This is a genomic window from Larkinella sp. VNQ87, from assembly GCF_049445795.1.
GTDB lineage: Bacteria > Bacteroidota > Bacteroidia > Cytophagales > Spirosomataceae > Larkinella.
This window is the reverse complement of sequence record NZ_JBMSDT010000004.1, coordinates 414,198-440,362: the sequence shown is the minus strand read 5'-3', so window position 1 is coordinate 440,362 and position 26,165 is coordinate 414,198. Positions and strand designations below refer to the sequence as shown.

The 26,165-nt window shown below is 53.3% G+C and carries 25 protein-coding genes and 1 other RNA gene; 8 read left to right on the top strand and 18 right to left on the bottom strand.

Annotated features, from left to right (window positions below; all coding sequences use genetic code 11):
* From ACO2Q8_RS09490 to ACO2Q8_RS09475, 4 genes are all read right to left on the bottom strand, one after another.
* A partial coding sequence (locus ACO2Q8_RS09490; RefSeq protein WP_423344558.1) for a LysE family translocator occupies positions 1–636 on the bottom strand: 636 nt, incomplete at its 3' end.
* The gene (locus ACO2Q8_RS09485) at positions 626–1,132 is read right to left on the bottom strand and encodes a DinB family protein (protein ID WP_423344557.1); all 507 of its coding nucleotides are present in this window, start codon (positions 1,130–1,132) and stop codon (positions 626–628) included. The genes ACO2Q8_RS09490 and ACO2Q8_RS09485, both read right to left, overlap by 11 nt.
* 27 nt (positions 1,133–1,159) lie before the next feature.
* Positions 1,160–1,579 carry a DoxX family protein gene (locus tag ACO2Q8_RS09480; RefSeq protein WP_423344556.1) on the bottom strand — a complete coding sequence of 140 codons (420 nt, stop codon included), beginning with the start codon at positions 1,577–1,579 and terminating at the stop codon, positions 1,160–1,162.
* Positions 1,580–1,603: 24 nt separating this feature from the next.
* Positions 1,604–2,077, bottom strand: coding sequence for a YHS domain-containing (seleno)protein (locus ACO2Q8_RS09475; protein WP_423344555.1), 474 nt, complete (start codon positions 2,075–2,077; stop codon positions 1,604–1,606).
* A 175-nt stretch (positions 2,078–2,252) separates the two neighbouring features.
* On the opposite strand from ACO2Q8_RS09475, the gene ACO2Q8_RS09470 reads away from it, so the two are divergent.
* Genes ACO2Q8_RS09470 through ACO2Q8_RS09450 form a run of 5 tightly spaced genes read left to right on the top strand, consistent with a single transcriptional unit; the run spans position 2,253 to position 7,654 of the window.
* On the top strand, positions 2,253–2,375 hold the full coding sequence (locus ACO2Q8_RS09470) for a hypothetical protein (RefSeq protein ID WP_423344554.1): 123 nt from the start codon (positions 2,253–2,255) through the stop codon (positions 2,373–2,375).
* Positions 2,376–2,425: 50 nt separating this feature from the next.
* The gene (locus ACO2Q8_RS09465; RefSeq protein WP_423344553.1) at positions 2,426–4,303 is read left to right on the top strand and encodes an ATP-binding protein; all 1,878 of its coding nucleotides are present in this window, start codon (positions 2,426–2,428) and stop codon (positions 4,301–4,303) included.
* The gene (locus ACO2Q8_RS09460) at positions 4,300–5,799 is read left to right on the top strand and encodes a sigma-54-dependent transcriptional regulator (protein WP_423344552.1); all 1,500 of its coding nucleotides are present in this window, start codon (positions 4,300–4,302) and stop codon (positions 5,797–5,799) included. The genes ACO2Q8_RS09465 and ACO2Q8_RS09460 overlap by 4 nt, the downstream gene beginning before the upstream one ends.
* A gap of 42 nt (positions 5,800–5,841) precedes the next feature.
* Complete coding sequence (locus tag ACO2Q8_RS09455) at positions 5,842–6,567, top strand: hypothetical protein (protein ID WP_423344551.1); 726 nt, start codon at positions 5,842–5,844, stop codon at positions 6,565–6,567.
* Entirely contained in the window at positions 6,554–7,654 is a 1,101-nt protein-coding gene (locus ACO2Q8_RS09450; RefSeq protein WP_423344550.1) for a hypothetical protein, read from the top strand. The genes ACO2Q8_RS09455 and ACO2Q8_RS09450 overlap by 14 nt, the downstream gene beginning before the upstream one ends.
* 164 nt (positions 7,655–7,818) lie before the next feature.
* On the opposite strand, the gene ACO2Q8_RS09445 is transcribed toward ACO2Q8_RS09450, so the two are convergent.
* The 5 genes from ACO2Q8_RS09445 to ACO2Q8_RS09425 all read right to left on the bottom strand — a co-directional run bounded on the left by ACO2Q8_RS09445 (position 7,819) and on the right by ACO2Q8_RS09425 (position 11,899).
* Positions 7,819–8,811 carry an aldo/keto reductase gene (locus ACO2Q8_RS09445; protein ID WP_423344549.1) on the bottom strand — a complete coding sequence of 331 codons (993 nt, stop codon included), beginning with the start codon at positions 8,809–8,811 and terminating at the stop codon, positions 7,819–7,821.
* 25 nt (positions 8,812–8,836) lie between these two features.
* A complete protein-coding gene (locus tag ACO2Q8_RS09440) occupies positions 8,837–9,697 on the bottom strand; it encodes a polysaccharide deacetylase family protein (RefSeq protein WP_423344548.1) in 861 nt (286 codons plus the stop codon).
* The gene (locus tag ACO2Q8_RS09435) at positions 9,697–10,461 is read right to left on the bottom strand and encodes a methionyl-tRNA formyltransferase (RefSeq protein WP_423344547.1); all 765 of its coding nucleotides are present in this window, start codon (positions 10,459–10,461) and stop codon (positions 9,697–9,699) included. The genes ACO2Q8_RS09440 and ACO2Q8_RS09435 overlap by 1 nt, the downstream gene beginning before the upstream one ends.
* Before the next feature lie 176 nt (positions 10,462–10,637).
* Positions 10,638–11,510, bottom strand: coding sequence for a 1-aminocyclopropane-1-carboxylate deaminase/D-cysteine desulfhydrase (locus tag ACO2Q8_RS09430; RefSeq protein ID WP_423344546.1), 873 nt, complete (start codon positions 11,508–11,510; stop codon positions 10,638–10,640).
* 14 nt (positions 11,511–11,524) lie between these two features.
* On the bottom strand, positions 11,525–11,899 hold the full coding sequence (locus ACO2Q8_RS09425) for a hypothetical protein (RefSeq protein WP_423344545.1): 375 nt from the start codon (positions 11,897–11,899) through the stop codon (positions 11,525–11,527).
* Positions 11,900–12,096: 197 nt separating this feature from the next.
* Between ACO2Q8_RS09425 and ACO2Q8_RS09420 the strand changes: the two genes are divergently transcribed.
* The 3 genes from ACO2Q8_RS09420 (at position 12,097) to ACO2Q8_RS09410 (ending at position 15,955) form a co-directional block, all read left to right on the top strand.
* Positions 12,097–13,158 carry an RluA family pseudouridine synthase gene (locus ACO2Q8_RS09420; protein ID WP_423344544.1) on the top strand — a complete coding sequence of 354 codons (1,062 nt, stop codon included), beginning with the start codon at positions 12,097–12,099 and terminating at the stop codon, positions 13,156–13,158.
* A 121-nt stretch (positions 13,159–13,279) separates the two neighbouring features.
* A complete protein-coding gene (locus ACO2Q8_RS09415; RefSeq protein ID WP_423344543.1) occupies positions 13,280–13,729 on the top strand; it encodes a GNAT family N-acetyltransferase in 450 nt (149 codons plus the stop codon).
* 60 nt (positions 13,730–13,789) lie between these two features.
* Positions 13,790–15,955 (top strand): transglycosylase domain-containing protein, encoded by a 2,166-nt coding sequence (locus ACO2Q8_RS09410; RefSeq protein WP_423344542.1) that lies wholly within the window; start codon positions 13,790–13,792, stop codon positions 15,953–15,955.
* Between the two features lie 77 nt (positions 15,956–16,032).
* Here the strand turns inward: ACO2Q8_RS09410 and trmD are convergent, their stop codons facing one another.
* The 9 genes from trmD to ACO2Q8_RS09365 form a co-directional block, all read right to left on the bottom strand.
* Complete coding sequence (gene trmD, locus ACO2Q8_RS09405) at positions 16,033–16,707, bottom strand: tRNA (guanosine(37)-N1)-methyltransferase TrmD (protein WP_423344541.1); 675 nt, start codon at positions 16,705–16,707, stop codon at positions 16,033–16,035.
* Positions 16,697–17,284: a ribosome maturation factor RimM gene (gene rimM / locus ACO2Q8_RS09400; RefSeq protein ID WP_423344540.1), complete on the bottom strand. Its 588-nt coding sequence runs from the start codon at positions 17,282–17,284 to the stop codon at positions 16,697–16,699. The genes trmD and rimM overlap by 11 nt, the downstream gene beginning before the upstream one ends.
* Before the next feature lie 208 nt (positions 17,285–17,492).
* Positions 17,493–18,035, bottom strand: coding sequence for a 30S ribosomal protein S16 (locus tag ACO2Q8_RS09395; protein WP_423344539.1), 543 nt, complete (start codon positions 18,033–18,035; stop codon positions 17,493–17,495).
* A gap of 280 nt (positions 18,036–18,315) precedes the next feature.
* Positions 18,316–19,863 carry an OmpA family protein gene (locus ACO2Q8_RS09390; protein WP_423344538.1) on the bottom strand — a complete coding sequence of 516 codons (1,548 nt, stop codon included), beginning with the start codon at positions 19,861–19,863 and terminating at the stop codon, positions 18,316–18,318.
* Positions 19,864–19,973: 110 nt separating this feature from the next.
* Positions 19,974–20,417: RNase P RNA component class A (gene rnpB, locus ACO2Q8_RS09385), an RNA gene on the bottom strand.
* A gap of 125 nt (positions 20,418–20,542) precedes the next feature.
* Entirely contained in the window at positions 20,543–21,943 is a 1,401-nt protein-coding gene (locus ACO2Q8_RS09380; protein WP_423344537.1) for a DUF4403 family protein, read from the bottom strand.
* A 16-nt stretch (positions 21,944–21,959) separates the two neighbouring features.
* Positions 21,960–22,958 carry a Smr/MutS family protein gene (locus tag ACO2Q8_RS09375; protein ID WP_423344536.1) on the bottom strand — a complete coding sequence of 333 codons (999 nt, stop codon included), beginning with the start codon at positions 22,956–22,958 and terminating at the stop codon, positions 21,960–21,962.
* Between the two features lie 119 nt (positions 22,959–23,077).
* On the bottom strand, positions 23,078–24,013 hold the full coding sequence (locus ACO2Q8_RS09370; protein WP_423344535.1) for a DUF2279 domain-containing protein: 936 nt from the start codon (positions 24,011–24,013) through the stop codon (positions 23,078–23,080).
* Positions 24,000–26,084: a VWA domain-containing protein gene (locus ACO2Q8_RS09365; RefSeq protein ID WP_423344534.1), complete on the bottom strand. Its 2,085-nt coding sequence runs from the start codon at positions 26,082–26,084 to the stop codon at positions 24,000–24,002. The genes ACO2Q8_RS09370 and ACO2Q8_RS09365 overlap by 14 nt, the downstream gene beginning before the upstream one ends.
* Positions 26,085–26,165 lie beyond the last annotated feature (81 nt).

Below are 26,165 nucleotides of genomic sequence, written 5' to 3'. Positions count from 1 at the left end.
TCGAATGGCCTGCCAGACCGCCATGGCCACGAAAACCCCGCCCCCCAGGTAATTGAACCAGCGACCGCGCAGGTACCGGCCCAGATGGTGCCGTTGACGATCGGCCAAATACACCAGGGCCAGCAACAGCGCGAAGGCCCCAGCCGAGGTTCCGAGGGCAAACACCCACTGACCCGCGCCGGTACGGGTTGGCAGCAGGCCGGTCTGGTTCAGGTATAACCAAACCGCCGACCAAAACGGCAGGAGTTGCGGATTGGTAGCGGCCAGTGTTACCCCTTTCCAGAATGGAGCCACCCCTGCGTCCCGGTTTACGCCCGGGCTCGGGGCAATCACCACCGGTTTTTGCCAAAAAGCGGCCCAGCCAGCGCCCAGCAAAACCGGCAGCGAAGCCCACGACAGCCAATGCGTCCAGGACGAAACCGGCAGCGCCATCAGTCCACCGGCCGACAGCGCCCCGTAACCGAACTCGGGCAGGCTTCCGCCCAACGCCAGCCATAGACCGGCACGCCGGTTTTGAGTCAATGTGGTTTGGATGACCGCCAGATTCACTGTACCCGGATGCAACGATCCCGCAAAACTGATCAGAGCGACAAGTCCGAAAAGGGAAAGCAGCGTGGACACTGATTCAGGATTCATGCGACTGGTATTGAAGGGTCGAATAAGCAACCCCGAATTGGGGCGGCAACACCACCTGCGGGAACGAAGTTCGGACAGCCACCTGAATGAGTGCCATGTGGTGAATGGCGTGTTCGATGTTGTAGAGCAGTTCGCGGGCGAAGGTCGACGGAATCTGCACCGGTTTTTCGGCCACCACCGACAGTTCGGCTTGCAACGCCAGCGGGCGACTCAGGTCGAGCAGATGAACGGCCCGGTCCAGCGCCCCGATGCGCCGGAGGGCTTCGTGGGTGTCCACCTCCAGCCGGAGATCGCGTTTACGGTGATCATAGTTCAACCTACCCGTTGGCGCACAGTCGATCAGCAATTCGTAGAATTCAAGAATGTGCCGAACGTGTTTGCCAACGGTATTGCCGGACAAAACCGCAAGTGGTCGGGCATACGCTTCGTTCGTAAGTTGACCGATGGCGTCGGCCAATTGCATCAGGATATCGGTACTGGCGGATTTTAGTGACATAGTAGGCAGCAGAAAAGAAGTCCAAAATCAGGCTCCGGCGGTTTTCGACCGGTTTAAAACTTGCTCAACAATGGGCCACCACTGCGACCGGGTCAGCACCAGGATGGTTCCGCAACTCAGCGCCACCACGAGCGCCAGAAAAAAGAGGTAGCCGCCATCGCCCAGGATGTCGATGCCCAGTACGGTGAGGTGTGCTCCGATAGCGCCTGCCATCACACCCAGACCCAGACCTGCCCCGATCCAGGATGTGCGAGGAATCAGGATCAGAATCGATGCGATCAGTTCGACAACACCCGAGCCAATGCGTCCCCAGGGTTCGACGCTCAGTTTGGAGAAAATGTAAACGGATTCGGCCTGCGCGCCAAATTTGAAATACAGCGTTTGGAGCAGAATCAGGGCGGCCAGCAAGCGAGCGGCCCAAAGCAGATAAATCAACGGTTTTTTCATGGTGGGTTGGTTTTAAAAAGTTGGTCAGGAGTTGGAGTGGACAAACTTCAGCCAGCTTGCATCGGCTTTCCGTTGCAGATTCATTTCATCCTTATTCCACTTGGGCAGGGTGTTGTTGATAAAGCTGTGGTAGAAGAGGTAGAGTTTTCCGTCTTTGACCTTGAAGGTCTCGGGGTCGATTTCCACTTTTTCGCCGGTGGCACCCATTGCGTAGGCACACCAGCCGCCGTACTGAGGTTCGTATTTTTCCGGGTTTTCCTGAAACGCTTTCAGGTTGGCAGGAGTGGCAAACCGGTACGTAATCGTTTTGTACGTAAGCGTATTAGCCGCAGAACCTTTCACCGCTTTGTTCTGGGTGAAGTAGGCAACGGGGTCGTAGCCTTGCAGGGCCAGGCCATTTTCAAGGTTAAACTGTTGTTTGCGAACTGATGGGTTGTTCTGAGCATTGGCAAGCTCGAGCAGCAAAAAAGCAAACAGGAAAGTCAGGATGGGTTTCATTCGATTGCTTGGTTCGTTGGTTTGATGACGTTGTCATTATCCCTAAGCCAAATCCCGTTCCAGGAGTAAAAACCGCTCACAAACCGCCCTCCAGCCACCAAAAAGACCGATTTATCCCTTTGGCCCTGTACTGGATTTCCGTTCGATTATTACGATATTTCGTAAGCTTTACGAAATGACGGAGTTCCGTCCGGTTTTCGGTCAGCCGTTTGGAACGCCCCGACTGGCGAAAACCGGTCAATCCTTGCGCATTAGCAGTCCATTTGGCATCCTAGCCGGTTTGGAGTGGGATTTGTAGCAGAAAACCGTGAAAGCAAATAGTTCATCGTTGATTGCCCTGACTAGCCGATGTACCAATTCTCCGAAATTCCTGAACAAGTGCTGCGACTGTCGCATTCAACCATCGATCAGGCGCTAGATCCTATTTTACTCTTTGATGAACGAGGTCGTCTAATCCGGGCCAACCTCCCGGCAGCTCAACAGTTGGGTTACGAATCAGACTGCTTGCCGGGCGTCCAGTTCAGCGAACTCCATCCCGGCTACGATGCGGTAGAGTATCAACAATTGTGGTTGCGCGTACGTCAAAACCAGACAATGACTCTGGATTTACCCCAGCTCCGCCGGGACGGTGCGCAACGGTGGACGGAAATCACCCTTACCTTCATCCGGATGGACGAAAGCGACTATCTCTGCGCATTTGTCCGGGATGTAACCGAACGAAGTCAATTGGACGAAACCCTGCGCCGAATTTCGGAAGGAACAGCCGCCGAGATTGGCGTGGACTTTTTTCAATCATTGGTCCGGCAATTGACGGCTATTTTGAACGTTCAGTATGCCTTAGTTACCGAATGCACCCACGTCGGCAAAACACGGGTACGCACACTCGCTTTCAGTCAGCATGATGCGTTACGCGAAAATATTGAGTACGATCTGGCCGGTACGCCCTGCGATATTGTCATGCGCGACCGCGATTTATATATCCCCGGCAATGTATCGGCCAATTTCTTTCAGGCCGTGGGCATTGAATCCTATCTGGGGGTACCGATTCATGACAAATCCGGTGAAGTGGTGGGCCACCTGTCCGTTTCGGATTCACGCCCCATGCGAAATCACCACCGCTACCTGGGCATTCTCCGGGTGCTGGCGGCCCGATCAGGAGCCGAAATCGGCCGGAAAGTAGCCGAAGAAAAACTTCTGCAAATTCAGCAGAACCTGGAGGAAACCGTCCGGCTTCGCACCCTCGAACTGGCCCGCGCCAAGGAGGAAGCCGAGTCGGCCAACCGGGCTAAAAGCGAATTTCTGGCGACAATGAGCCACGAACTCCGGACTCCGCTGAACGGCATTCTGGGCTACACCCAGCTTTTCCGACAGGACGAACGGATTACGAACGGTTTCCGGAAAGGCGTGGAGGTAATTCACAACTGCGCCGAAGACCTGCTATCGCTTATCAACGACGTGCTGGATCTGGCTAAAATTGAAGCCCGGCGCATGGAGGTACTGAACGAACCCCTGCACCTGCCCGCCCTGCTCCGGAACCTGACAAGCCTGATGCGGGTCCGGGCCGAACAGAAAGGACTGGCTTTCGATTTGCAACTGGCTCCCGAGTTGCCCGACTGGGTTGTGGGCGACGAACGGAAACTGCGGCAAGTACTGCTTAACCTGCTCGGCAATGCCGTAAAATTCACCCAATCAGGTCGTATCTGCCTGACCGTAAACCGACTGCCGAGCCAATCAATCCTTCGGTTTTTGGTAGAAGACACGGGCGTAGGCATGAGCAGTGAACACGTTCCGGACATTTTTCAGCCGTTTGGTCAGATCCGGGAGTCGGGGCAGTTCGTCGAAGGCACGGGATTGGGTTTATCCATCACCGATCAGTTGGTTCGGCTTATGGGAGGGAATCTGCTGGTCGCCAGCGAGCCGGGTGTGGGGACCCAGTTTCGACTCCTCCTGAATTTACCCGAACTAAGCCGGTATCAACCGCCTGCAGCCCCCGTCCGCCCCTTACCTCGCCCCGACGCCCCGGCCGAACTGCCCCCCATCGAACAACGACAGGCGCTGCTTCGACTGGCTCAAATGGGCGATATCGGGGGTATTCTACAGGTGTTGACCGATCTTGAAAGCACACCGGCCTATGCCACCTTCGTGCGCCAGATGCGTCAGGCCGCCGAAGAATTCGATACCGCCAAATTGAAGCAATACCTCACCCAGCCCTTCAAAAACGCATGAGCCTTCCGTACGACTCCGGGGCTGGCCGGACCATCCTGATCGTGGACGACATGCCCAACAACATTAGTGTGTTATTCGAAACACTCAGCCGCTTCGACTACAAAGTGCTGGTGGCCCGCGACGGCAAAAGCGCCATTGAGCAAGCCCGGCTGGCTCATCCCGACCTGATTCTGTTGGACATCATGATGCCCGGCATGGATGGTTTCGAAACCTGCCGACGGCTCAAACACGACGACCAACTCCGGTCGATTCCGGTGCTGTTCATGACGGCCCTCTCCGAAACGATGGATAAAGTCAACGGTTTTAACATGGGCGCCGTCGATTACATCACCAAACCGTTCCAGTTGCAGGAGGTCATTTCAAGGATCAATACGCATCTGGAACTGCGAAGATTGCAGCGCGATCTGGAAGAAGCTAACACCCGGCTCGAAGCCCGCGTGGCCGAACGGACCGAATCACTGGCGAAAGCGCTGTCCGAAGTTGAAAGCCTGAAAAACCGCCTTCAGGCCGAAAACGTTTATTTGCGCGAGGAAATTAAGCAAACCAGTAATTTTGAGGAAATTGTCAGCCAGAGCAAGGCTTTCGGCCGGGTGCTGCGGCAAGTCGAGCAGGTAGCCCCCACGCAGACGACGGTGTTGATTCTGGGCGAGTCCGGAACCGGCAAAGAACTGCTGGCCCGGGCGGTTCATAGCCGCAGCAGCCGGAAAAACAAAGCGCTGGTCAAGATCAACTGCGCAGCCCTGCCCGCGACGCTCATCGAAAGCGAGTTGTTCGGGCACGAAAAAGGCGCGTTCACCGGAGCCACTACTCAGAAAATGGGACGTTTCGAACTGGCCGACGGTGGGACGCTCTTTCTGGACGAGATTGGCGAAATGCCGCTCGATTTGCAGGCCAAACTGCTGCGGGTGTTGCAGGAAGGTGAGTTTGAGCGCGTGGGCAGTACCAAAACCGTCAAAGTTTCGGTCCGGATCGTGGCCGCCACTAACCGGGATCTTGAAAAAGAAATCAGTGAAGGTCGGTTTCGGGAAGATTTGTTTTACCGGCTCAACGTTTTCCCGATCCAAAGCCTGCCGCTCCGAGAACGCAAGGAGGATATCCCGCTGCTGGTCAGGCACTTTTGCCTGAAACACGGCCCCGGTGTCGGCAAAACCATCACAGACATTTCGCAGGAAATGCTCGACGCATTGATGAATTACCACTGGCCGGGAAACATTCGTGAACTCGAAAACGTCGTGGAACGATCGCTGATCATCTCCTCGGGCCACCAGCTCGAATTGGGCGATTGGGTGGGCAACCGGCTGCTCCACCGGAAGAGTTCAGCCCCACCCAATACCACTTTGCTCACGATGGAAGAATGCGAGCGCAACCACATCATCGCCGTCCTGGAACATACCCGCTGGAAGGTCAGTGGCGAAAACGGAGCCGCCCGGATTTTGGGCATGATCCCGACCACACTGGATTCCCGCATGAAAAAGCTGGGCATTCGACGGCCCTAACCTATTACGATTTACCGGACTTTACCAGCAAACAGCTTGCTCATGTGTACCGCAACCTATCTGCCCCTTCCCGACGGTGATTATATGTTAACCCACAGCCGCGATGAGAAAACCATTCGGCCAGCCAGCTTCCCACCCCGCTCCTATTGCCACACCGGTCAGACGCTGGTTTATCCGAAAGACCCGCAGGGCGGTGGTACCTGGATTGTAGCCAGTGCCCGATTAACGGTTTGCCTGCTCAACGGCGCATTCAGACCCCATTTACCACAGCCGCCTTATCGGCACAGCCGGGGCCTTGTCCCATTGCAGGTTTTCGACTACAATTCGATCGATGATTTCCTGGATCAGCACAAGCCCGAAGGACTAGAGCCGTTTACACTATTGCTGGTTCAAAAGAACCGGTTGGTCGAACTGCGCTGGGATGGGCGTCGGCGGTGCGTAACTGAGCAGCTTTCCGACCGTCCCCGCATCTGGTCATCGGTAACGTTGTATTTGCCAGAGGTGATCGGGCAACGGGAATACTGGTTTTACGACTGGCTCCAGCATAATCCCGAGCCGACATTCACCGACATTCGCCAGTTTCACCTGACGGCTGGTCAGCACGATCCCGAAAACGGACTCTTCATGAATCGGCAGGATGCACTCAAAACCCTGAGCCTGACCGGTATTCTCCACCAGCATGGTGTTGTCGAGATTCACCACGACGATTTTATTCGCCAACAAGCTACCCACCATACCCTCCAACCGTCCTGTCATGCAACCGCTTAGTCTTTCCGATTCACCCAAGTCTTCGTCATTCGAGCCGGGTTTCCGGCCCTTCCTCTCGCGCTGGCGCTCCCGAAGCCGCTTCTGGATTCGGTTGCGGCATTGGGAGTACTGGCCCTTCGAACTGGTTTACTTCCCCATTTTCGTCTACTGGCTCTGGCTTTCGTTGAAGGCCCGCTCTTTCTTTTTCTTTTCTGCGTCCAACCCCGCCATCGAATCGGGTGGATTGCTGGGCGAATCGAAATGGGATATACTGAGCCGGATTGACAAGGCCTATAAACCAAAAACGATTTTTGTTTCGACGAAAACCGATGCCGAAGAGGTGTTGAATCGACTGCAAAAGGCGGGTATGCGGTTTCCGGTAATTGCCAAACCCGATGTCGGCGAACGGGGTTGGCGCGTGAAAAAGATCGAAAAACCGGACGAATTACGGGCCTATGCTTTCGAAAGTCCCGGCGATTTTCTGGTGCAAGCCTATGTCGATGAACCGCTGGAATTGGGTGTTTTCTACTACCGGATGCCCGGCCAGGCGCAGGGAACGGTTTCATCGATTGTGCAGAAAGAATTCCTGACCGTTCGGGGCAACGGGCACAATTGCATCGAAGAGTTGATCGGACAAAACGAGCGGGCGTTTCTGCAACTCCCGGCATTGCGCGAGCGGTATGGTGACTTTCTGCACGTCATACCCGCAGCCGGTGAAACGATTCCCCTGGAACCTATCGGTAATCACAGCCGGGGCACTAAATTTCTGAATGCCAACCACCTGATTACGCCCGAACTGACCGCCGTTATTGACCGCATTAGTCAATCAATCGACGGTTTTTACTACGGGCGTTACGACTTGCGCTGCCGCAGTCTGGCCGATTTGCAAGCGGGTCGGACCATTCAGATTCTGGAACTTAACGGGGCCGGGGCCGAACCAGGGCACATTTATCAGCCCGGTTTTTCGCTTTGGGAAGCCTATAAGGTGTTGTTTCGGCACTGGCGGGTCCTGTACGCCATCAGCCGGGAAAACCACCGGTGGGGAGTGCCCTACATGACGTTACGCGAGGCTTATCGCTTGTGGAAAAAGCATTCCGCGCTGAAATGATGGAAGGAGCCAGTGTACGGTTTTTAAACTTCGTTATTTGGTGTTCGCTATTCATTATTCGATATTACTTTTAAAGTTTTAATATCGAATAACGAACACCGAATGTTGAATAACGAAGTTTGGGGAATGCAAGACGGAAGCGTCTGGAACGGACTGCGGCCCGGTCACACCAGTTGAACGGCTTCGAGTTGCTGGTCAATGAAGGCGGTTTCGTCGGCGGTTAACGTCACATCAATAGCCTTCGCGTTTTGAACGGCCTGTTCGGCATTGCGCGCGCCCACCAGCGCGACGGTGATTGCGGGTCGGTCGATGGTCCAGCGAATGACCAGTTGGCCCAGGCTCACCTGCTTCTGGTCGGCCAGGGGCCGGATTTTCTCCAGAAACGATGCGATACGCTCCAGATTTCCATCCTTGAAAGCTTTGTAGTTAGCGCGGTGGTCGCCCTCGGCAAATTGATGACCCGGTTTGATTTTTCCGGTCAGCAAGCCCCGCTCCATCGGGCTATAAGCCAGTATGGATTTCTGGTTTTCGAGGCAATACGGTACCAGGTCGGCTTCGATGTCGCGTTTCACCATGCTGTACGGCACCTGATTCGACACCAGTTTCAGTGTCTGTTCGGCCTCCTTCATTTGCTCGACGCTGTAGTTGCTAACGCCCGCCGTCCGGACTTTACCTTGTTCGATCAGCCGCCCAACGGCTTCCATCGTTTCGGCAATCGGCGTGGTTACATCCGGCCAGTGAATCTGGTACAAATCGATGTAATCGGTGCTCAGTCGTTTCAGGCTGTCTTCGCATTCTTTGATGATGCTTTCTTTTCCGGCGTATTTGTAAATGTCGATCGGCGTACCGGCATTGTCTTTCGACTGAAAGGCCAGCGTTCCTTTCGTCAAGTCCCAGCGCATGCCGTATTTGGTCAGAATCTGAACTTTGTCGCGGGGTAAATCCTTAATCGCTTCGCCCACAATTTCCTCGCTGGTGCCCTGTCCGTACACCGGGGCCGTGTCGATGGATGTCACGCCGAGGTCATACGAAGCCCGGATCGCATCCACGGCCTCTTTACGCTCGGTTCCGCCCCACATCCAGCCCCCGGCGGCCCAGGCTCCGAAGGCGATGGCCGACACGGTCACGTCCGAATTGCCCAATTTACGATATTCCATGTTTAAAAAGTTGAGTTAGTGTCTGTCAAATCGTCACGTTGAACCGCTGAATCCGGTTGTCCGACCAGTTGACCCGTCGTTCGGCTTCGGCCAGGTCGATAAATTCGTATTCGAGCAACAATTGCTTCAGTTTGTCCCAGCAGCCCGCCAGCCCGTAGTAGGATTTAAATTGCCGCGTCCGGCTAAGGCCGGGCACCATCGGTTGGTCGGGATCGAAGTCGCGGGGATGAAAATAAGTCATCACGTAGGGCGACTGGCGCATGAAATGCCGCAGCAGCCGCAACGGAAACAGCCGGAAATAACCGCCCCCCGAAAAGATCAGGTCTTTGCCCATGACCTCGACAGTATTGATCGGGAATTCCTTCAGCAACGATCCGTTGACGTCGATGTAACACGGTTCGGCAATGCCAAACGACGAGTCGCCCCCGTGCGCCCGGCGGGCCGGAAACATCGAGCAATCGACCTCGATACCCATCTCGACCAGGTAAGGAAACACCCAGCGGTTTTGTTCCTTGATCGAAAAACCGGGAGCGCGGTAGGAACGCACTTTTTTACCGATCACATCCTGCAACGACTTTACCGACCGTTCCAGATCGGCCCGGTATTCGGTCGGCGATTGTTCGTAGGCCAATTGATGCAGGTCCGAGTGCGTGCCGATTTCGTACCCGGCCTCGTCGATCCGGCGGATCACGTCGGGGTATTTGCGGGCCACCCAGCCGAGGCAGAAAAACGTGGCCCGGGTGTTGGTTTCGTCCAGAAGCCGGAAAATTCGGTCCATGTTGTGGTGAATCCGGGAGTCGAACCGGCTCCAATCCTGCTCGGTGCGGGTCGTCGGGTTGTCGAGCAGGTGAAACCACTCTTCAATATCGAATGTCAGGATATTCATCAATAAAAACGCTTTCCGGCGGCTAAAAAGGCTTTCACGTCTTCCCGCGTCGGAAATGAAAAATACGTCATCTGCGACGCATCGTTGTCAATCAGTTCGTACTTGCCCGAGTGGATTTTCTCGACCGATTCGACAATACAATCCATTCCGAGTTGTTTGGTGTATTCAATCAGTTCGGCCTGCGACCGGTTCCCGATTTCCACCTTTTTCTGCACCAGAATCGGGCCGCTATCGATGCCTTCATCCACAAAGAAAACCGACACGCCGGTGTATTTTTCGTTGTTTTTCAACACCCAGAACGAGGGCATCAGTCCCCGATATTTGGGCAGCAGCGCCGTGTGCAGGTTCAGACAGCCTTTCGGTGCCAGGTCCAGCAAGGGACGTTTAAAAATCTGATTCCCAAGAATGGAAATCAGCAAATCCGGCTGATAGCTCCGGATTTTTTCCAAACTATCCGGCTTGTTGATGTTGTTTTCCAACTGAATCAGCGGCACCTGGTGCTTTTCCAGCACATACTTCACGCTGTTCTCCTTACTTAATTTAGAGGTTACGAATTTTAGGCCGTAACGCAGAAAAAACGGCAATCCGAAGATATCGTAGGTTTTTTTTGCTTTCTCCGTAAACGTTTCCCGCTTGCCGAACGGCGACACATCGGCGACGACGGTTCCGACGACTTTGGCGTAAGGCGGCAATTTTTTGATGAGGTAATCGAGATTTTTGGCGAGGTAGAATGGTTCGTCCTGGGTAATGAATACAATTCTCATGCTAGTTGTGCTTGCGAGCCCAAACTTACTCATTTTTCGGTTTACGGTTTTTTAAACTTCGTTACCGCGCGGGCGGCCCCGTCGGTGTTCGATATTCATTATTCGATATTGATTCCAAAGTTTTAATATCGAACACCGACGGGGCCGCCCGCGCGGTAACGAAGTGTGTCGGAGAATTAGCCATCCAACGCCGGGCTGCGGCCCTGTAAGCCACCCGTGTGAATGGCCACGACGGTACTTTCAGGTGGAAAGAAGCCCTTCCGGCCCAGATCATACAGACCGTACAGCATCTTTCCGGTATAGACCTGCTCCAGCCGAACGCCAGTTTTTTGCTCAAAACTACGAATGAAAGCTAGTAACTCCGGAGTTGTTTTGGCATAACCGCCGAAATGATACTCCGTTAGCACCTCGGCCCTGGGATGGGCATCGGGCAAAAAGCCTTTGAGGGCCGAAAAACCGAGGACCGTCAGACCATCCGGGGCCGATCGCTCCAACCCGGCCAACGTCCCCCCCGTTCCGACGGCACAACAGATAAAATCCGGCTGTTGGTCGACTTGTTGTAAAATTTCCGGTATAATTTCCGCCGTACCCCGAATAGCCAGTTCGTTGGTACCGCCTTCCGGCAATTCGTAAAAACCGCCAAACCGCTCCCGAAGCTCGTTCTGAAAAACCGCATCCGTGCGGTTTCGGTACTGTTGGCGCGTGATGAAATGCAGGTGCATGCCCTGTGAACGGGCAAAGACCAGCGTCGGGTTATCCCGATCGCGGTGGTCTTCACCCCGGACGACGCCAATGGTTGAAAAACCGCATTCCTGCCCGGCAGCAGCCACGGCGTAGAGGTGATTGGAATAGGCGCCACCGTAAGTCAGCAGCGAGTGGTAACCCAACCTTTTGGCTTCCAATAAATTGTAGTACAACTTGCGCCACTTGTTGCCCGAAATCTGCGGATGCAGTTCATCATCCCGTTTCAGAAAAAGCCGATACGGAACCGGCTCCGGAAACGGATTGGGTAAAAACTGCAAACGGGAGGGTTGTGTTTTTTCCAGCAATTCAGTACAAACGGCTAGTTGCCATCCACCTGCTTTTTGGCAAAAACCGCGCCTTCGTACCCGTTATGCCCCTTGATGTTGTAGTGCAAAATCAGGATGTCGCCCGCCATTTTCCCATCGCCGGTGATGATGTATTTGTCGCCTAAGTAGTTGGTATAGGCCTGATCTTTAATAACCAGGTGGCTCCCGGAAACCTGGGCTTCCAGGGGGCCCTTCACCAGGTTCGCTAGGTTTTCAATGGAATACGTGCCGGTTTTGTCGGTGCTTTTCTTCAGCGTAAGCAGGTAATGGTCCGCAGGCTGGGCCTCCTGAACAGTATAAATACCGTCAAAAGGTGTTTCCGGACGAACGGTTTCGGCGGTTTCACAGGCGCTGACTGTCAACAGCATAGCGGATAAGATTCCAGCAAATTTTAAGCACGTAGCCCCATAAGGCCACTTTTTGGGTGGGATATTTGTCTCCATCATGTTCAGGTTGTATTCCGTTGTTGTATTTTGACGGAACAAAAATACTCATGTCACTGCAAAACGTAACAAAAACCGGTGACCGTTCGCTAAAACATCTTATTCATTGGTACTTTTGCAGGATGTTACCCCTTGAACATGATCCCCGTCCTGACGAGGAACCGATCCTGGCCGACCCGGACGAAGACGAGTTATACGAACATTACCGCATCGTGGTCGACCCCGGTCAGAACCTGATGCGGCTCGACCGGTTTCTGACCGAGCGCCTGCCGAATGCTACCCGAACCAAGGTGCAGACTGCGATTGACTCAGAGTCCGTTAAAGTCAACGGGAATGTGATCAAGGCCAGCTACAAAGTTAAGCCGCGCGACGTGGTGACGGTTTCGTTGCCTCACCCACCCCGCGAAACGGACATTCTGCCGGAAAACATTCCCCTGACAATTGTTTACGAAGACGACGAACTGCTGGTGTTGAACAAACCGGCCGGTATGGTTGTGCATCCGGCCTACAGCAACTGGAGCGGTACGCTGGTCAACGCGCTGGTGTATCACTTTCAGAATCTGCCCACCTCGCGCAACGGCAGCATCCGCCCCGGTCTGGTTCACCGGATTGATAAAGACACGTCGGGCCTGATGGTGATTGCCAAAACCGAGTTTGCGATGGCGCACCTGGCGCGGCAGTTCTTCGAGCATACCATCGAACGAACTTACCACGCCCTGGTCTGGGGGGAGCCCAAAGAAGCCGAAGGCACCATTCGGGGTCATATCGGCCGCAGCCTTCGTGACCGGAAAATCCAGGCCGTATACCCCGATGGTAGCCAGGGGAAGCATGCCGTGACGCATTACAAGGTGCTAAAACCACTGCATTATGTTTCGCTTGTTGAATGCAAACTGGAAACCGGCCGGACTCACCAGATTCGGGCCCACATGCAGTACCTGGGCCACCCCTTGTTCAACGATGCAACGTATGGTGGAGACCGGATTTTGAAAGGCAATGCCAACGGCTCCTACAAGTCGTTCGTTCAGAACTGCTTCGCGCTGATTCCCCGGCAGGCACTTCATGCCAAATCACTAGGTTTTCAGCACCCCCGAACCCGCGAATGGTTGCAGTTTGATTCCGACTGGCCGGATGACTTTCGGGCGGTTTTGGAAAAATGGGAACATTATCTCGACAAACGTGGCTGATTGCCCCACCCTTTTATTTCAACATTCGTTATTCAATATTCGCTATTCGTTATTTCTAAATACCTGAATAGCGGAGTGTTAATAACGAATATCGAATAACGAATAACGAAGTTTTAAACGCATGAACATCCGAAAAGGACTCCCCACCGACGTTCCGCAGTTGTTTCAACTGGTTCAGGAACTGGCTTTGTACGAAAAAGCCCCCCACGAAGTGACTAATACGCCGGAGCAAATGCTACAAGACGGTTTTGGTGAAAACCCGCTGTTTGGCGTCCTGGTGGCTGAAATTGAAAACAAGATCGTAGCCATGTCGTTATATTATTTCCGGTATTCAACCTGGAAAGGAAAACGCCTGTACCTGGAGGATATTATTGTGAACGAAGACTTCCGGGGGCAGGGGCTGGGAAAAGCCCTGTTCGATGCGACTGTTGAAGAAGCGCACCAGACGAATTGCACCGGAATGATGTGGCAGGTGCTCGACTGGAACGAGCCCGCTATCAACTTTTACAGGCAGTTTGGCACCCGCTTCGATACCGGGTGGTGGAATTGCCACCTGGATTTCGATAAATAGCCGTAAATTTGCACCACACCCGAAGTGCCGTCTCACCGCGGTTCACTTGCCAAGTAAACAATGCAATTCAACAAAAAACGAATCCTGATTATTTCAGGCTGGGTCTTTCTGGGGTTATTTGTGCTGGGTCTGATCGGCGTCGGTATTGCCTTCACCAAACGGGAAGCCCTGTTAAAAGAAGGACTGGAACGCGCAGTTCGGAAAGCCAAACGGGATTACAACCTGAATGTAACGATCGGCGACGCCCGATTTACCGGATTAGCCACTGTCGCTTTTTCCAATGTAACCGTCGTTCCGCAGGATCGCGACACCCTGTTTCGGGTCGGGAAAACCGAAGTTGGAGTCAGCATCTGGCCACTGCTATTCGGCCGGGTGGCGGTTTCGTCACTCACGCTGCAAAACGGACTGGCTCACGTGGTCCGTCGCGATAGCCTTACCAATGTCGATTTTCTGCTGAAATCCCGGAAAAAAGACTCCCTCGACCGGCAGGAAACGAGCAATCGCCGGGTTGATCTGTCGGTGGTCGCCGAAAACCTGGTGGATAACCTGTTGGCCAAGATTCCGGACAACATGGATGTAAAGAATCTGGAACTTCGGCTGACCGACGAGAAACGCCAACTTCGTTTTCTGACCGAAACCGCCACCATCGACGATGAGGAATTGACCTCCACCATCCGGGTAAACGGCGATGAGTCCGTCTGGCACCTGACCGGTACGGTCGCTGCATCCGATCAGGAAGCGAATGTCTCGCTGTATGCCGACGGAAAACCGCTCGAATTACCGTACCTGGAAGAGCGTTTCAAGTTGAAACTGCAGGCTGACACGCTTCGGGCCGAACTCCGTGATGTAGCCAGTTCCGGCGGAGAGTTCAGAATCGAAGGCGTTGGGGCTGTTCGGAATCTCCGGATCAACCACCCGGCGGTGGCATTGGGCGATGTCGTCGTGGAGAATGCCGCAATGGACGCCAATGTTTTTGTCGGTGAGAATTACATCGGCATCGACAGTACCTCGACCATTTACCTCGGAAAAGTGAAGGCACGGCCGTTTATCAAATACACGCTTTCGCCGGTCAAAATCTATGACGTTCAAGTACATACCGATGCGATGAACGCCCAGGACCTGTTCGATTCATTTCCGCAGGGCCTGTTTGAATCCCTGGAAGGCATGAAGGTGGCCGGAACGCTCAAATACGATGCGGTTTTGCACCTCGACAGTGCTCTACCCGATTCGGTCGAGTTTTCGTCCGGTCTGACGCCCAATGGCTTCAAGATTCTGCAATTCGGCAAGGAAGATTTTAGCCGCATCAACCGCTCCTTTGAACATGAAGTGTATGAGAAAGATAAGCTGGTCCGGAAATTTATTGTTGGTCCGGAAAACCCGGATTTTACACCCCTGAACCAGATTTCGCCCCACCTGCGCAATGCCATTCTGACGGCCGAAGACTATAACTTCTTCACCCACAAAGGGTTCAACGAAAAAGCATTTCGGGTATCGATTGCCACTAATTTCAAAACCAAGAAATTCAAGCGGGGGGCCAGCACGATTTCGATGCAGTTTGTCAAGAATGCCTTCCTGAACCGGAACAAAACCCTGTCACGCAAAGTCGAAGAAATTCTGATTGTCTGGTTGATTGAGAACCAGCGTATTATCAGCAAAGAACGCATGTATGAAGTGTACCTGAACTTCATCGAATGGGGCCGGAACATTTACGGGATTGGCGAAGCGTCCCGGTACTATTTCGGCAAAAGTCCATCGAACCTCGATATTGGCGAAAGTATCCTCCTGTCTTACGTGGTTCCGTCGCCCAAAGCTACCCTTAGCCGGTTTTATCCCGATGGCTCCGTAAAAACCTATGTGCGGGGCTATTTCAGGCTGATCGGTCGAATTATGGCGTCGCGGGGATTGATTCCGTACGATACGACGGCGTACGGTTTTTACGGAGTACGGTTGCGCGAAGGACTGCGGCAGGAAATTGCCCCGGTTGATTCCGTCGAGATCGATTCGTTGATGGTCCCGGGAGATGAAACCGATGAAGGTGCTGGCGGTATCAACGACTTTTTCCGTCGGGTGTTCGGTCGGGAACGGGAGGAGCCCGAGGTTGTTACCCCTCAACAGGAACCCGCCAGCGGGGCCGCTGTTCAAACCGATTCAGTGCCTAAAAGCCGTCGGCAACTCCGCCGGGAGCGTCGGGAACAACGACGCCGTGAGAAGGAACAGGGACTGTGATTACAGTGATGGGAATGATATAGATGATGTATATTGTGAACAGAATAACATCATCTATATCATTCCCATCACTGTAATCAGAGTAAAAGGTCGGGCCGCCGTTGCCGCGTCCGTTCGAGGGCTTGTTCAAATCGCCACTCGTTGATTTTTGCTTCGTGGCCGGAGAGCAGAATTTCGGGTACCATGTGCCCTTCAAATTCGGCGGGGCGGGTGTAGACGGGTGGCGCAAGCAGATCGTCCTGGAACGAATCCGTCAGGGCCGAGGTTTCGTCGTTCAGGACGCCGGGGAGCAAGCGAATGATGGCGTCGGAAATAACCGCAGCGGGAAGCTCTCCGCCCGAGAGCACAAAATCGCCCACGCTGATTTCTTTGGTCACAAAAATTTCCCGTACTCGTTCATCCACACCTTTGTAATGGCCGCAGAGGATGATCAGGTTCTGGGTCAGCGACAACCGGTTGGCCATCCGCTGGTCGAACCGTTCGCCGTCGGGCGTTACATAAATCACTTCATCATAGGCCCGTTCGGCCTGCAAGGCTCGAATGCAGCGGGCAATCGGCTCGATGGACATGACCATACCGGCCCCACCGCCAAAGGCATAATCATCGACCCGCCGGTGTTTGTCGAGCGAATAATCCCGTAAATCGTGAACGACGACCTCCACAAAACCGCCCTGTTGCGCCCGTTGCAGAATCGAGTGCGCAAAAAAGCTGTCAAGCAGCCGGGGCAGGCAGGTTAGAATATCAATCCTCATCGGTTTCGTCTTCGTCCCCATCGTAATCGGCCGCTTTCCGACCCGCCGAAGGCTCATTCAGATAGACATCCAGCAGGCCATCGGGTAACCGGACGTTCAAAATTTTATTCTCTTTATCGGCTGAGGGCGTCAGGTCATCGTTCACCGGAATCAGGACTTCTTTGCCCTGGTAGTCCATCGCAATCAGATCCTGCGGAGGAACGTTGTAGACCGTCCGGACCGTCCCCAGATCGCCCAGTTTCTCGTCCCGGATTCGGAAGCCGACGATTTCGTGAAAATAAAATTGTCCTGCTTCCAATTCATCCAGGTTATCAAGGGGCAAATATAGATCGGAATTGACCAGTTTCTGCGCTTCCTCAATCGTTTCGACGCCTTCCAGCGCCACGATGCCCCGGTTGCGGTTCACCGAGATGGATTCGATGAAATACGGCACCAAATCGCCTTTGATTTCAATCAGGACCGAATCCATCGTTTCGTACAACTCCGGCATGTCGACATCCAGAAAGAACACCACTTCGCCCCGAATGCCGTGCGTTTTGGTTATTTTACCCAGTTGAAAACAGTCGTCTTTTGTCACGCCTTTGTTTGGTTGGTATTCTGGTTTTAGCAGCATAAGCCTGAATAAAAAACAACTGACAGAAATCTGTTTCGGAAAACAGACTCCCGTCAGTTGTTACATCGTACCCACGGACTTTAGTCCGTGTGAGCTTCTATAATCTAGTAGTTAATATCAACTTAAAGGTGATACTAGCTCACACGGACTAAAGTCCGTGGGTACGGAAGATTTACGCCTGAGCTTCGCCTTCTTCAGATGGCGCTTCGGCAGCCGGAGCTTCTTCTTCGGCAGGTGCTTCAGCGACAGGTTCCTCCACCACGTTTTTCTTCGCGATAGCCTGAGCACGTGCTTCGTTCACCTTTTTCTCAGCATCCAGACGAGCCTGTTTGGCATCAGACTGCTGCTGTGCTTTGGTTTCGGCAACACCCTGTTTCCGTCCTTCTTTGCCTTGTTTCCACTCTTCGAATTTCGATTCAGCCTGCTCCTGTGAGATGGCCCCTTTGATGACCCCCACCTGCAGGTGTTTTTTCAGCATGACGCCTTCGTGCGACAGAATCGAACGGGCGGTGTCGGTCGGCTGAGCCCCTTTCAACAACCAATCCACGGCACGCTCGCTTTTCAGAACGACCGTCGACGGATCGGTATTGGGGTTGTACGAACCGATTTTTTCAATAAAGCGACCATCCCGTGGTGCTCTGGCATCGGCCACTACGATGTCGTAAATAGCCAGTTTTTTGCGTCCCCGACGCGATAAACGAATTTTAACTGCCATTTTATTGGTTTGTTTTTCTGGAAGGCAACGGGTTCACGACCCACCTTCGGTTGAATTAGGGTGCAAAGGTACAAACTTTTTTTAGATAATGGTGTGTGAATAAGAAGGGAAGTAATGTTAAATCTCAAATGATAAATTTTAAATGTAAACGTATCCTTATCTCTGACTTTCCACTTGTGTACCACGAATGAAAACACAGCGAGTAAGTTGAAAACCGGAGGTTTTAAAACGACAAAACCCCGGCGTCGGCCGGGGTTTTGACAAAAGGAAAATCTATTGCTTAGCGGGGCTCGCGGGAATCAAACCGCTGACCAGACTGGTACGGCGAGCGCAGCATATTCATCGGGACAATCTTGATTTCGACGCGCCGGTTTCGCTGGAGGTTATCCCCCGTGGTGTTGGGCGCAATCGGTCGGTATTCACCGTAATATTCGACGGTCACCCGACTGGGGTCGGTCAATCCGGCGCGGGTCAGGTACCGTTTGGCGGCATCCACCCGGCGTTTCGACAATTGAACGTTGTAGCCGTAGGAAGCCCGGTAATCGGCGTGGCCCACCAGAATGATTCCGCAGTTGGTTTTCACGTTTAGCAGTTCGATTACTTTCTTCAGGATGTCCTGCGAAGCCGGACGGATCGTGGCTTTGTCGGTATCGAACTCAATGTTGCTGAACAGGGCTTCACATTCCGGAGCAAATTTGCCGCGCAGAATTGAGCTGATGATGCTGTCGAGATTCATGGCAACACCGGCACCGGAAACGATGCTACCGGCGGGCGTGTTAGCTTCTTTGTCGAACAGGTCGGCTACACCGTCGTTATCGGAATCCGTGTACAGACGCGGATCGACCGGTTTCGGCATATTGGCTTTCGCAATCGAGTCGGCATCATTCATCGTGGGGTTATACGGTTCCTTGATCAGGTCTTTCGGATCCGCCCAGCGCAGGTGATAACGGCCTTTCGACGGATCGTAGACACCATCTTTCCCCACTTTAACGGCGCTCTTACCAATTTTATAGGTAATTGAAAGACCCAGCCGTGCCCATTTGTCAAGACCCGAATCACCCCGGCGCCAGCCGTACACGTTAGCCGGATTCGAGTTATCGACACCACCGACGGTCATATCCAGTTTTTCGGTGTTGACGTTATAAAGCGTTGCATCCAGGCCAAGATCCAGCCGGGGCGTCAGTTCATAATGGAGTGCGGTTCCAACGGGGAAGACAAATTCGCGGGTATACACCGACCCATCGGCTTCCCAACGTCCCTGGGTTACAGAGCTATAGTCGCGCCGGTCGTTCGAGTAACGAATCATCTGGTCGGTCGTCAGGTCATAAACCCGGGTATCGAACCACATCAAACCGGCACCCGCCTGAATGTCCCATTTCCAGCGTTTCAGTTTCCGTGTGCCGAACAGCAGGGATTTCATGTTGACGTTAGCGTTCAACGTTCCTTGCAGGAAGTTGGACCGGAACCAGGCATTGTAAAGTGCCTGCTTCGAGCCGCGCAATGAACCGATGTTAAATTCGGCGGAAGCGCCAAACAGGTGCGTCAACTGCTTATTGATGGATACACCTACCGCACCCGTGATTTTTTGCCGGGGTCCTTGTTCCGGAAAAGCCTTATAAAAACCGTAATTGTCGAGATCACCGAAGAAGCGGGTCAGTGCGGGTGTAACCGTGACTGACCAGGTGTTCATCTTGTAATCGCCTTCATACGAGCGATTGCGGGTGGATGTTCCGTCGGTGGTGCGGGTGGTGGTGTCAGTTTGGGCATACCCGACAGCTTGCGTCAGCAACAGAAGCGTCAGAGAAGCAAAAATGGAAATTTTCTTCATGAGAACTCAGGTTTAATTCATAAGCCTTTTACGTTGAACAATCCAACACGGTAACCAGAAATACGGCAGACCGTTTCAAAAACTTCTGCAATGGGTTCGGCGGCAACACGCCACGAAGTAAATCGATAAGCCGGATTCTGTCACCGGGCTGGTTGCCGAAACAACCCATCCGGGTCTTATCATTTATCTCGATTCCGGATCACTCCGAAACTCTATCGATCTACCCGCATCGGCATCATCCCGGACGAGTCCGGAACTACAGGAACGAGTAGCCCCCTTCCGATGCCTATTTGATCTTTCAGCCCATAAGGTTTACCCTGCCCCGCCTGTCACCAGCCGGGCGGTAGGCTCTTACCCTACCATTTCACCCTTACCGAAGCGGCCAAAACCGGCTTCGGCGGTATCTTTTCTGTGGCACTGTCTGTCAGCCAACCGTACGGCGCCAGGCGTTTCCCGTTGGCTGCCTTCCCGTTAGGAAGTATGGTACTCTACGCTGTCCGGACTTTCCTCCCCGTTCCGTTTATACGTCCCGGAGCGATAAGACAATTTACCTCGCGTCGGTTGCCATTCCGTGAACACCGCAAATCTATAAATACTTAGGTTCTTTAAAAACCAGACATCAAAAAACTGCAAATTTTTCGAGCCTATTGTCTAAAAAACTACGTAAATCCGGGTCAAACTACAATCCTTCGACCTTCAAATCGATTTTCCCGGTCGCATACACCACGGCCAGCATCGATTCTGATGTTAAATAAACCTGATCGGGCGAAACTTGTTCAAGTTTGCCGTTGATAACAACTCCTTTGGCCACCTGATTGTTCGTTAACTTGTTTTGAAGCGACGCCCTGGCTTCGTCAATCTGGTTGCCCACCGGAATGGTCAGTTGCTTTTCGAGGGTCCGCGCGAAACTTCCCTGCAAGAGCCAACTGGCGGTTTTGTACAGAATGTTTTTCGTATCCAGGTCATAATGCAGGTCCCGCAGGGAAATCGTCCGGGTTTGGGCATCGTAAAACGGCTGTCCGCGCAGGTAGATTGCCCCGTTGATACTCCCCCGCAAATCGGCCTTGATGATCAGGTTGTTGTTCTGTCCGTATAAATCAATCCCGGTGATCGTGATTTTATACCGCCCGTCGCGAAACTCGTACAACTGCCCTACAAACTCCTGCGATACCAATTTAGCGGCTTCGGCATAGGTTGCTTCGCTCAGTAAACCAATCCGGAACTGATGTGGAATGTCTTTTGAGACAACCAGTTCGGGAATGGTGCTGGCGGGCTTCACATCCGGTTTTATCCCGGTTTGGGTGAGCGTGTACCCTTCAATCCCGATGGTCGAGCGGATGGCTCCGCGCTCGAACTGAAAAGGGGTGATCAGAATCCGCTTGGGTACTACCAGCAACCAGGTTCGGTATTTATCAGAAATCAGATACGGCTGTCGAATCAGGTTCCAGGCTTTCAGAACGGGCGTCCGCAGGTCGATCTGTTTCTGAACCTGCTCATCGAGGGCTTTCGTCACCTTGCCGAGGTTTTTGTCGATCAACCGACCGACGATGCCGGTGACGGGTATCTCCAAACCGGCTATTTTCAAGGCCGGTTTTCGCACCCAGTCGTAGCCCTGGGCGGTGGTTTGGGTATGGGCGGTCCAGTCGCGCTCAACGGAAAACCGGGTTGCAAACTTGATGACAAGCTCAAAATCCGTTTCCTGGAACTGCGTAAACCCGAGCACTTTCAGCCCGGCTTTTGCCCAGATTTTCAACGGAACCTGGAAATAAAACAGACTATCCTGCGCCGTTACCCGAATGGGTGCCTGCTTCCAGACTTTGATCATGAACTGATCGTTGTCGTTGTCAATCAGGCTATTATCTTCGTAAATCAGGCCATTGACCTGACTGTTGATCTGCCGCTCGACATCCGCCAGCGCAATGGATACAGGAATGTTGACAGTCGATAAAAATTTGTCGTTCTGTACCTCCATTTTTGTAACCGAGTAAGCGGCTTTGGGCGCTTTGGGGTTGGTGGTTGTGGACGGTTTGCATGCCTGAACAAGCAGCAACAGCAGCAACAGACTGCGGATAGGCGTCAATGTAGTGAAAATATTTTTATTTAATCTTAACCTTGGTCGCGCCATAGCCAAATTTTTCCTTCTGGGCGTCTTCAAAATAGGAAACCCCCGGATTTTTGCCCAGCCGACGGTGCAACTCATTCCGCAAAACACCATTGCCGACCCCGTGGATAAACGTAATGTCATCCATGCCGCTGGCAATGGCATTTTCCAGGTTCCGTTCAAATTCCTGCAACTGTACCTCCAGCAGTTCCGTGTTGGTTCGGCTGCCAAAACCGTTGGGCAACAGCTTGTTGATATGCAGATCAATAATTGCCGACGGCCGTTCGACGGGTGTCTCTGCTTTCTTTTCCGTCGCACCCAGCAAACTTTCACGCAGGGCCTGTGCATCGACCGACTTCGCCGGTTGCGGTTTGGCAGGCTCTGGCTGGACCGGTTCCTCAACGTCCAACTGATAAAGATGCCCGGTCTGGTTTAGCACGGGAATCGATTTGGTATTGGTCTGGAATGTTTGTGCCCGGCACTTAATCCGTTTGATCAGGGGAGCGCGCAGGGCCGTACCTCCGAGCCGGTGCCACAACGCCTGAATCAAAAACGTCGGCCAGTTTTCAAAAGTCGACATGGAATAGCGCTGGGGCAATTTCGTAACCGATCGCGCTTTCAGAATACCGGTGTGCAAACCCGTATAGCGGGCTTCCCGTTCTTCTCCGATGGAATACGGTAAGTCCCAGTCGGTATTGTTGGCCAAATACACTTCCACTTCCCGTACGCCCCCGCGCTCGCTGAGTTCGACGAAAGCCAGGTAAATGCCGACGTTTCCGATGATTTCGGGCTTTACGGTTTTCTGGACTTCAAAACCCGGTTCCTGCTGGAAGCGTGCGGCTTCCATCGGCGAAACCACCACTATCTCCGAACGCAGAACCGGAATCCGGAATCCGTCTTCAATTTCAATTTCTACCTGATTGCCGGGCAAAAACCGGGTAACGACGCCCTGTTCCTTCGCCCGTAGCATTCTGACTTTATCTCCAATGTTCATGTTTGTAATGTGTATCGTATCCGTCCCGTACCCCCGGACTTCAGTCCGGGTGAGTTAATAGCAACTTCTGGATATACCAGCTCACACGGACTGAAGTCCGGGGGTACGTAACAGGTACGTTAGTAATAAATTGCGTGGAAACGCAACCCGTTCCGACTATTGAATTCGAGTGAGGGGGCGGGCATTTTCAAGGTATTCAATAAAAAAAAGACCGTTTTTAAAGTTTTGCTCCGGGTTTTGATACGAGTAAAGTCGACATCCAGCGACAGATAATACTGCCGGTAGGGACGAAACCCCATCTCGATACTTTTGTCCTTTTCGGCCGCTACCATATCGTGAATCCCGTACCCCACCGCGACGTTCAGCCATTTCGGAAACTTCGATTCCCGCCCCGCAAAGGTCGACGGATTGACCGAAAGCCAGTAGGTCTGTCCGTTGTAATCCTTCAGCCAGCGATCATTCCAGTTTTTTCCCAGCAGATTAGGCCGTTCCTTCGCCAGTCGGGTATAATGGAACGAGAATTTCGGCTGAATGCGCAACTCTCCCCAGGCCAGGTACTGCCCCGCATACAAGGCCGGACCTGCAATATTAGCAATCATATCGCCTACTGAAAAACCGTATTCAGGCGAAAAACCGTCCAGAATTTCGATGGGCGTCTGGAAAATAACGCCTGTCAGCCCGGCATAGAGCGCAGCTTTTCGATCGGAAAGGCCCGCCCAGCGATACGCTTCGGCCGACAGACGCGTAATCTGATACGCAGTAACCATATGGCCAACCTTGTCAAGCTGCAACCACTCGGCGTTGTCGTTGAAAAACTTGAAATTCGTTAGCGGGTTGTTGTACCAGGCCCGGCTGAGTCCGTAAAGCGTTCCCGCATACACCACCGTTTCGCCGATGATGAGACCGCGAAGCCGACAACGGTAACACGGCTCGTCTGTCCGACGGGTGCTGTCCTGGCCGAAAAGCGAAAGAGCGAAAGAATGAAAGAGCGAAAGTAACAGTATAAACCGCCAGCCGCTTTGGCTTCTATTTTTCCTCCGGTTAATACGCGCCATGATACTTGCGCAGGCCCCATTCTACACTGATCAAAAGAACAATCAGGAAAAAGAGCCAGCGTAAATTGATGAGTTCGTTTAAGGCTTCATTGCTCGTCAGCCGTCCCGTAGGTTTGCGGCTCACCAGGTCGTCGGCCAGCGCATTCAGCGTCGATGCATTGTAAAACCGCCCGCCGGTTTGCTGGGATAATTGCCGGAGCATCAGGTGATCCGCGGTGGTGTTGATGGCTTCAAACTGCTGCTCCCGAACGATAAACTCGCCCGTGGCCACCTCGGCCCGACCGTTGAGCGAAGCCGTTGCCCGGAACCGATAAACGCCTTCGGGCAGATTACTGACCTCAAACCGGGAATTGCTGGCTGTCGGGGTGTAATTGAAACTGCGCGGCACGGCACGCTCGTTCGTAATTTCCAGCCGAACCGGGCGGTCGTATAACTTCTCGTATATATCGTTATACATCTCGGTTTCGAACGTCACTTTTTCGCCCGCCAGGAATTCGTTGCGGACCGGATACACTCGGAGCTTCCGCCGGTCTTCCTTGATCGAAACGAGCTGCATCACCTTCTGGAGCAATTCGTCAATCACGGCCTGGTTGTCGGTCAGGGCAAACTCTTCGAGTCGCCACTCCCACAGCCCTTCGCCTGCCAGCACGGCGGCTTTGCGCGTACTACTGCTGTTGATGGCCAACAATGGTTTGCTCGTCCGGACGCTGCCCACCTGCTGCCACAGCACCACCTCACTGCCAGGCGACAATTTATAATCGCCAAACGGTACCAGCATCGGCGGCAGACGATCCAGCAACGAAAGCTTCTGGGCGTCGAGGTTCAGTTGCCGGTAATCCGGATTGAACCGCCCCGTCACTTTGTCGGTTTGCCCCCCTCCGGCCACGATTTGCATCACCGGATTCAGGTTGTTCAAGGCCTGAAGGCCCGACTGATTGCCGAGCACAAACAGCACCGGGGTGTTTTTTTGCAAGGCCCGCTGCACAACAGAGGCCCCCGCATTCTGGTTGTCGGGCAACTGGTGCAAAATCACCAGGTCATACGCTTTATCAGGAATGTCCGAATTGCCGCCGTTGACGGTCCGGATATCCAGTTCATAATTCTGGTTTTTCTCAATGATGCTCCGTAACGCTTTAATGTCGGGGTGTGGACTCAGAGCGAGCAGCAGAATTTTTTCTTTCCCATCAATGATATCAATGTACACGTCCCGACGGTTATTACGCGGGCTGAATTCCCCACTCTGGGGCAACACCTCAACCACGTAGTGCTGCATCCCCTTCTGATCAGAAGACGTCTGAAACGTGAGTTGCTGAAACGTTTCCGGTTGATTGAAATTGACGGTTTGCCGGCCCAACTCGCGACCGTTCTGCCGCAGGACGACGGTGCCGCTCCGGCCCTGAAAACCGTAACTCGCCACCTCGGCCTGAATCGGAAACTGATTGCCGAGATACGCAATTTTGTTCGCTACGGCATCTTTCAGTTGCACATCCCGCTTCGGAATGGTGTCGCCTACCCCCACGGTATGCACCGCAAAATTGTAGCGCCCAAACGTCGGTGAGAGCCCCTGGTTGGCAATCCCGTCCGAAATCAACACCACGTCGGTCAGGTTCCGGCCCTCGTAGGCATTCCGGATGCCGCCGAGCAGGTTTGACAAATCTGTGGTTCGCTGGTTGAACGCAACTGTCTTTAAATCACCGGAAATCAGACTATCGCCCAGGGTCTGGACGGCCACTTCAATATCTTCGCCTTCCAACCGTTCGCGAAGCTGGCTGGCAGCTTCCAGCGCCCGGTCAAGCTGAGCTTTTCCGGCCACGGTCATCGACTCCGAGTTATCGATGGCCAGCACCACTTTCGGTTTTTCGGTAATTGTCTGGACGCTCCGGATCAGCGGATTCAGCAACAGAAAGCAAACCAGACTGACCACCAGAAACCGGAAAGCCGCCAGTGACAGATTCATCCGCTGGCTCCAGCCCGAATTGGGCTGATACAACGCATACGCATACGCGGCCCCCACGGCCAGACAAACCAGCAACCACCAGGGAGACGACTGAAAATAAAGCTCGGAGCGCATTTTAAACAGTTAAAAATTAAAAGTTAAAAATTAAAAATTAAAAAGACTACCTGTTCGGTTGGCACATACTGCGTCAGCCTA

What these genes read in the sequence shown, in the direction of transcription:
- ACO2Q8_RS09365 (WP_423344534.1), bottom strand. Translation starts at nt 26,084, where the DNA reads ATGCGCTCCGAGCTTTATTTTCAGTCGTCTCCCTGGTGGTTGCTGGTT.
- ACO2Q8_RS09420 (WP_423344544.1), top strand. Translation starts at nt 12,097, where the DNA reads ATGTTACCCCTTGAACATGATCCCCGTCCTGACGAGGAACCGATCCTG.
- ACO2Q8_RS09395 (WP_423344539.1), bottom strand. Translation starts at nt 18,035, where the DNA reads ATGGCAGTTAAAATTCGTTTATCGCGTCGGGGACGCAAAAAACTGGCT.
- ACO2Q8_RS09480 (WP_423344556.1), bottom strand. Translation starts at nt 1,579, where the DNA reads ATGAAAAAACCGTTGATTTATCTGCTTTGGGCCGCTCGCTTGCTGGCC.
- ACO2Q8_RS09425 (WP_423344545.1), bottom strand. Translation starts at nt 11,899, where the DNA reads ATGCTGTTGACAGTCAGCGCCTGTGAAACCGCCGAAACCGTTCGTCCG.
- ACO2Q8_RS09370 (WP_423344535.1), bottom strand. Translation starts at nt 24,013, where the DNA reads ATGGCGCGTATTAACCGGAGGAAAAATAGAAGCCAAAGCGGCTGGCGG.
- ACO2Q8_RS09445 (WP_423344549.1), bottom strand. Translation starts at nt 8,811, where the DNA reads ATGGAATATCGTAAATTGGGCAATTCGGACGTGACCGTGTCGGCCATC.
- ACO2Q8_RS09390 (WP_423344538.1), bottom strand. Translation starts at nt 19,863, where the DNA reads ATGAAGAAAATTTCCATTTTTGCTTCTCTGACGCTTCTGTTGCTGACG.
- ACO2Q8_RS09410 (WP_423344542.1), top strand. Translation starts at nt 13,790, where the DNA reads ATGCAATTCAACAAAAAACGAATCCTGATTATTTCAGGCTGGGTCTTT.
- ACO2Q8_RS09465 (WP_423344553.1), top strand. Translation starts at nt 2,426, where the DNA reads ATGTACCAATTCTCCGAAATTCCTGAACAAGTGCTGCGACTGTCGCAT.
- ACO2Q8_RS09485 (WP_423344557.1), bottom strand. Translation starts at nt 1,132, where the DNA reads ATGTCACTAAAATCCGCCAGTACCGATATCCTGATGCAATTGGCCGAC.
- ACO2Q8_RS09460 (WP_423344552.1), top strand. Translation starts at nt 4,300, where the DNA reads ATGAGCCTTCCGTACGACTCCGGGGCTGGCCGGACCATCCTGATCGTG.
- ACO2Q8_RS09435 (WP_423344547.1), bottom strand. Translation starts at nt 10,461, where the DNA reads ATGAGAATTGTATTCATTACCCAGGACGAACCATTCTACCTCGCCAAA.
- ACO2Q8_RS09455 (WP_423344551.1), top strand. Translation starts at nt 5,842, where the DNA reads ATGTGTACCGCAACCTATCTGCCCCTTCCCGACGGTGATTATATGTTA.
- ACO2Q8_RS09470 (WP_423344554.1), top strand. Translation starts at nt 2,253, where the DNA reads ATGACGGAGTTCCGTCCGGTTTTCGGTCAGCCGTTTGGAACGCCCCGA.
- ACO2Q8_RS09450 (WP_423344550.1), top strand. Translation starts at nt 6,554, where the DNA reads ATGCAACCGCTTAGTCTTTCCGATTCACCCAAGTCTTCGTCATTCGAG.
- trmD (WP_423344541.1), bottom strand. Translation starts at nt 16,707, where the DNA reads ATGAGGATTGATATTCTAACCTGCCTGCCCCGGCTGCTTGACAGCTTT.
- ACO2Q8_RS09475 (WP_423344555.1), bottom strand. Translation starts at nt 2,077, where the DNA reads ATGAAACCCATCCTGACTTTCCTGTTTGCTTTTTTGCTGCTCGAGCTT.
- ACO2Q8_RS09440 (WP_423344548.1), bottom strand. Translation starts at nt 9,697, where the DNA reads ATGAATATCCTGACATTCGATATTGAAGAGTGGTTTCACCTGCTCGAC.
- ACO2Q8_RS09415 (WP_423344543.1), top strand. Translation starts at nt 13,280, where the DNA reads ATGAACATCCGAAAAGGACTCCCCACCGACGTTCCGCAGTTGTTTCAA.
- ACO2Q8_RS09375 (WP_423344536.1), bottom strand. Translation starts at nt 22,958, where the DNA reads ATGAACATTGGAGATAAAGTCAGAATGCTACGGGCGAAGGAACAGGGC.